The sequence below is a fragment of the Terriglobia bacterium genome (assembly GCA_036496425.1).
Taxonomy (GTDB): domain Bacteria; phylum Acidobacteriota; class Terriglobia; order 20CM-2-55-15; family 20CM-2-55-15; genus 20CM-2-55-15.
Genome location: DASXLG010000349.1, coordinates 1 through 6,567 on the forward strand (window position 1 = coordinate 1; position 6,567 = coordinate 6,567).

Here is a 6,567-nt window from a genome sequence, read left to right on the forward strand (position 1 = left end):
CGCGCCTGCGCTCTGACGTCAGCTCCTCGGATCGCGCACGGCTCGATGACTACACGGAAAACGTCCGCGAGATCGAGCGCCGGCTGCAGATCGCGATGAAGGCCTCGACCGTCGCGCCGGCCGACATGACGGTGCCGGTTGGCGTGCCGCAGACCTTCGACGAGCACATCAAGCTGCAGTTCGGCCTGCTCGCGCTGGCGTTCCAGGCCGACATCACACGCGTCGGAACGCTGATCATGGGGCGGGATCTGACGGGCCGGGTCTTCCCGGACAGCGAAGTGCCGACGTTGAGCTGGCACGGCGGATCGCATCATGGTGAAGATCCCCGCGTCATTGCCAACTATGCCAAGCTCAATCAGTATCATGTCAAGATGATCGCGTATCTCGCCGACAAACTTGCGAGAACGAATGAAGGAACCGGAACGCTGCTGGATCGGTCGCTGATTCTCTTCGGCACCAACATGGGCAATTCCAACCAGCACCTGCACTACGACGTGCCCCACGTGCTTGTCGGTGGCGCAAATGGAAAACTTCAAGGCGTGCGTCATATCGCTTATCCGTCGAAGACCATACCGACGGGAAATCTGTTGTTGAGCGTGCTGGATAAGTTCGATATCCACCAGGAGAACGTCGGCGACAGTACGGGCCGGCTGGAGACTTTATGAACATGAGCGGAGCGAATGCAAGCCCGACAGGGCGCAGCCGTCAAGAGATGACACGCATCATTGCAACGTGTGGCGCAGTGTTCTTGCTGTCGGTGGGCGGCTTTGGAGCCGGCCGTACGGATGTGGCCGATGCCGCAATGCACGGAGACAAAGGTGCCGTCGGAAAGCTGATCACGGAGCGCGCGGATGTCAATGCCGTCCAGGCCGACGGCGCAAGCGCGCTCCACTGGGCTGCGTATCGTGGCGATAAAGAAATGGTGGACATGCTGATCCGGGCCAAGGCGAATCCCAACGTGGCAAACATTGAAGGATCTACGCCACTGTGGCTGGCGAGTGCCACAGGCGATGCGGGAATCATCGCTTCGTTGCTTAACGCAGGCGCCGATCCAAATGAAGCGCTTCCCCTCGGAAGAACTCCGCTCATGGCCGCGGCACGCACCGGTAAGGTCGATGCAATGAAACTGCTGATCGATCATGGTGCAAATGTCAATGCTAAGGAAACATTGCGCGGAACCACGGCCCTCATGTGGGCAGCGGATGAGGGGCAGGCCGCCGCAATTCGGTTGCTGATCCAAAGCGGAGCGGTCATGAATATGAGGTCGAATCTCGCGACGCGACAAGCACCGCGGCCCAGCGGTAAATCGGGAGATCCCCGGAAGGCGGTTGAGGCACAAGCTGCAGCTCTCGCTGCCAACCAGCCGGCGCCGCTCGTGGCTGACACCCGCGGAGGATCAAAAAACGTACAGCCGGCCGCACAACGTGCCGCACAACAGGCGGCAGCCGCAGATGACGCCGGAGCGGCAGACGATGCTGCAGCCGGGGGAGGTGGAGGCCGCGGCCGCAATCAGGGTCCGCCGGATGGCGGACAACTCACGGCTCTGACGATGGCCGCACGTTCCAACGGTCTCGAATCCGTCAAAGTTCTCCTGGCGGCTGGAGCGGACGTTAACCAGACCACCGGGTACGGCTGGAGTGCGCTGCTCGTTGCGACACAAAACCGCTACTACAAGCTCGGCGCCTATCTGCTGGACCACGGCGCCGATGTCAACCTCCCGAACAAAGGGGGATGGACTCCGCTCTACCTGGCGACGGACAATCGCAATATCGAATCCGGGGATTATCCTGTCCGCAAACCCGACATGGAGCATCTCGATTTCATCAAGTTGCTGCTCGCCAGGGGTGCAAATGTCAACGCCCCGATAAAAGACAGCACGGAAAGCCGAACGGTTTTCACAGGCCAATGGCTGGATGAGAATGGCGCCACGCCGTTTCTGCGGGCATCCCAGTCCGGAGACGTTGAATTGATGAAGCTGCTTCTGGCGCACGGCGCTGATCCGAAGATCTCTACAGTGCTGGGTGTGACAGCCTTGCAAGTGGCGTCTGGAATCGGCTGGGTCGAGGGGATCACGTACGAACATTCACGGGAGGAGACGCTGGAAGCTGTAAAGCTGCTCCTGGATCTTGGTCTCGACCCCAACGCGCAAGCGGACACAGGGCGCGTCGCCCTCCATGGCGCCGCACACAAGGGACGTCCGGATGTCGTTCAGGTGCTCGCCGATCATGGCGCAAAACTGAACATGAAGGATTACGGGAATACGGACAACCGCGGCGGCAAGCTCTCCGTTCACCTGTGGGAGCCAGTGGATTACGCGGATGGTCTCGTGCGTGTGGGCGTGCAGTCCGCAATCGGGCATCCCGAAACCGGACTTCTAATCCGAAAGCTCCTGGCAGCTCAGGGACTTCCCGTGCCGCCTGTAGGCCGTACGCTCGAGTCCATCTGTATCACGGAAGCCTGCGACTCCGGGCAGTAGCAGTTTGTGCTCCGGGCTACAAGCGCCCGGAGCACACCCGCACTTCTGATATTTCACGCATTTAAAGGTATTTTGTGCAAAGCCGCACGGAGCCGCAAAAGCCCGGAGGCGCCTCCCACTCAACTGATATTTCATACTCCATAAAAATTATGTTGTTTTCCCACCGGCCGTGATAGAGTCCCGCCGAATTCAGTCGCAATTCGGTCACAGGTGGAGGCTCCGTACATATGAAGTCGATCGTCGTCAAGTTTTTCGTGTGCGCGTTGGCGCTATCCAGTTATGCATTTGGGCAAATCAATGCGGGTTTGACTGGCACGGTATCGGACGCCTCCGGCGCTCTCATACCGGGCGTCGAAGTCACGGCGAAAAACATTAATACTGGAATCGCGGATACCCGTCTTACCAATGAGACGGGCAACTTTGTGTTCCCGAGTCTTCAGCCCGGAACATACACATTGTCGGCCGTTTTGTCTGGGTTCCAGACCGCTTCTTACAACAACGTTGTTCTCGGCCAAGGCCAGGAAGTGCGATTGAACTTCACCTTGCAGGTGCTGACAGCCGCTCAAAGCGTCGACGTCTCGATTGCGGCAGACACGGTTCTGGCGACGACGTCGGCTTCGGTCGGAAACGTTCTGCCCGACCACGATGTGCAGACCCTTCCCCTGGGGAGCCGCAACGTGATGGACATGATCGCAACGACAGCGGGCGTCATCAACGTGTCCAACTCGAACGCATCGGCGCCGTCTTTCGGCGGACTTCCTATCGGCTATGTCAACACCACGCGCGACGGCATCGTTACCAACGATGGGCGTTACAACTCTTCGAACGGCGCGTACTCGTCGATCTTCACCAGCCCGGACATGATCGAAGAAGTCAAAGTCAGTTCCAACAGCATTGACCCGGCGCTGGGACGCGGCGCGGCGCAGGTCCAGTTACGTACCCGCGCGGGCACGAATGAGTTTCATGGAGCGGCTTTTTATACGAACAACAACGGAGTTCTCAACGCTCAGCCGTGGTTTAGCAATCTGATTGGCGCGCAGCGCAATTATACGAATCGGAATCAGTTCGGCGGCCGCGTTGGCGGACCGATCATCAAGAATAAGGCATTCTTCTTTTTCCTGATCGATGACCAGCGCTACCTGGAGAAGGTTCTCGACGATGCGCTCGTTCTGACTCCAACAGCGCGGCAGGGTATTTTTCAATATTTGACGCAAGGCGCCACGGGAGCAAACGGAGGGACCAGCCGCCGCAACGGCAATGCTTTCGGGACGACGCCATCGGTCAATCTCGCCGGCAAGACACTGAGTTCCGACCCGGTCACCGGCGCTCCGCTGTTCTTAAACTCCTTTAACTTGTTCACGGATGTGAAGGACCCGAACCGGACGCAGATCGATCCGGTGTGGTTCGGGCCGCAATACCTCACCCGCATGCCCCTGCCCAACGATTGGAGCGTCGGCGACGGATTGAATACCGCCGGCTTCAAGTGGCAGCAGCCGCATGACGGATTTGACGGCGCCACCGGCGTAAGTCCGAATCCCAATCGGAACCATGTAACGGTCCGGTTCGATTATCAAGTCAATACCAGGCACAAGGTGACATTTACCATGACCCAGGAAAAGGACTGGGGTGTGACGGGCCAGACCGGTCTTCCGGACTATCCCGCCGGCGGCTTCGGCGATGTCCTGCGCGTTCCATATTTTTATACGCTGCAGTGGACGGCTACGGTTTCGCCAACGGTGCTCAACGAATTCCGAACCGGAATAAAGCGGGATACCTGGATAGGAACGTCCGCATTCGACAAGGGATGCTGTTATCAGGGCGCGTCCCAGAACACGCGCACCGCCGACGCGCAAGCGATTGTCAATAGCTATCCCAGTGTCGGAGGCCCTTCCTCAAGTTTTCTATACTTAGCCAATACCGTAAGCACGCCGGGCCCGGCAGGAGCCAATGTCATCCTGGGAAACTATGCGCCTTTCGGCGTTGCCTCGCCCCGCAGTTCGTACAGCCCATTTATCCCGATTGCCGACACTATGAGTTTCACGAAAGGGGCGCACTCGCTTCAGGCGGGTTTCGAATACGATTGGCAGTGGACGAACCAATCCAATCATGGCGGCCAACAAGAGACTCGGCCTCTTGCATCTTTGGGCGTCAATCCCTCCGTTCCCGTTCCCAACCTAAATACGACGAATTTTAAGGGATTGAATTCCAGCGATGTCTCCGTCGCCACAAGTCTCCTGGCCAATCTCGCCGGTTCGATCAATACAATCGGGGAACAGTTTTTTGTGAACAGCCCGACTGCGACGACGTGGACCGACTACCGGACGAGTTTTCTCTTCTACCGCAATCTTCATACAAACCAGTGGGATCTCTTCTTCAAAGACAACTGGAAAGCCACGAAAGACCTAACGCTGCTGCTCGGTATCCGATACGACAAATACGGTGTCGTATATGATGCCGATCACCTGGGCGGCAAATACATCAGTTCTTACGGATCCGGCCAGGCGGCGCTCTTTGGATGTTCCGGCGGTAGCTTTGCCGTGATGTGGCAGCCCGGCGCCGGGAATTGCGGTTCTGCAAATCCCTCATTGACAGGAACCATTCTGGTGGGAAGGGACTCCGCAAATCCGGGCCAAACGATCTACGGGAATGACTGGAAAGATTTTGGTCCTTCCTTTGGCTTTAGTTGGTCGATCTCACGATTCAAACGAACCACGGTAGTGCGCGGAGGTTACGGGATCAACTATGCCGGCGCGGAGGGCCCTGGGGCCTTCTCGGGCAGCGTCGGAAATCTTGCCGGACAAACTCTAAATCAAACATATACTCCCTCGGCCTACCTGGATGCCGCCCACGCTGCCGGCAACACCAGTTTGTTTCCACTGGCGGCAACCTCTGCGGCGCCGTTTACTCCGACCGCGCTCACGAATCGGACAGCGGGCATTACTGGTTATGCCGATAACCGTACGATACCTTATATCCAGAGCTTCAATCTCTCTGTTCAGCGGGAGCTGACGCGGAGCTTGGCGCTGGATATCGGCTGGGTCGGCAACAAAGCCTCACGGCTCTTTTCGACGCAGCAGCTTAATGACACCAACATTTTCGAGAACGGCATCCTGAGCGCGTTCAATGCGGTTCGAGCCGGACAGAATAATGTTCCGCTCATGGACCAGATCTTTAAGGGCGTGACGCTTGGCGGAGCCGGCCTTGTCAATGGAACAACGCTGACGGCCGCGCAAGCGCTGCGGAAATCAACGAGCACCAACACCTTCATCGCCACCGGCGACGTCGGCGGCTTTGCCAATTTCATCAACACATCGACCATCGCTCCGGGAGGTCAACCTGGAGGATTGTTGCGCAACGCCGGCCTTCCGGAGAATTTCATCGTCGTGAGCCCGCAGTTCGGAAGCGTATCGCTCAGCAATAACATCAGCAGCTCGACCTACCATTCCTTGCAGGCCCATGTTACCAAGCGGGTTTCGCAGGGATTCACCGGCCAGTTCAGCTACACGTGGTCCAAGGCTATCGGAGACAACGGCACTCGTGATCAACGCAATCACCAATTGAGCAAAGGGCTGTTGTCGGCCGACCGGACGCACGTTCTCGTTGCGAATGGCACCTGGGATCTGCCATTCGGTTCCAACCGCTTGTTCCTTTCGAATGCGCCTGCCTGGACGCAGCGCGTGATTGGCGGTTGGCAGATTTCTTCCATAGCCTCATGGACCTCTGGCGCTCCGCTGACGTTTACGTCGAGCCGGGGCACCTTGAACCATCTCGGTTCGAACACGGCGGACCAGGCCGGGGCGCTCCAAAAGGGAGACGTGGTCAAGGGAGATGGGTTCGTCCAGTACTTTGCAAACCTCAAAACGCAACCCGCACCGAAGCCTGATTTCGGAGGGGATCCGACGTTACCCGGTGTCTTTACGAATCAAGTCGTCGTGGACAACTCCGGCAACACGATTCTTCAAAATCCCGTTCCGGGCACCACTGGAAACACGCCTCTGGCCTTGCCTACGATCAAAGGGCCTGGAACGCTGACCTTGAATATGGCATTGACGAAGCAAATTCGGATCACCGAGGGGAAAACCTTCACGCTC

At 57.9% G+C, this 6,567-nt stretch carries 3 protein-coding genes; all 3 read left to right on the forward strand.

Features of this window, described 5'->3' with window-relative positions; translation table 11 throughout:
* A partial coding sequence (locus VGK48_25600) for a DUF1552 domain-containing protein (GenBank protein ID HEY2384566.1) occupies positions 1 to 665 on the forward strand: 665 nt, incomplete at its 5' end.
* Positions 662 to 2,476 (forward strand): ankyrin repeat domain-containing protein, encoded by a 1,815-nt coding sequence (locus VGK48_25605; GenBank protein ID HEY2384567.1) that lies wholly within the window; start codon positions 662 to 664, stop codon positions 2,474 to 2,476. The genes VGK48_25600 and VGK48_25605, both read left to right, overlap by 4 nt.
* 227 nt (positions 2,477 to 2,703) lie before the next feature.
* Positions 2,704 to 6,567, forward strand: a 3,864-nt coding sequence (locus tag VGK48_25610) for a TonB-dependent receptor (GenBank protein HEY2384568.1), incomplete at its 3' end; no start/stop codon positions are given.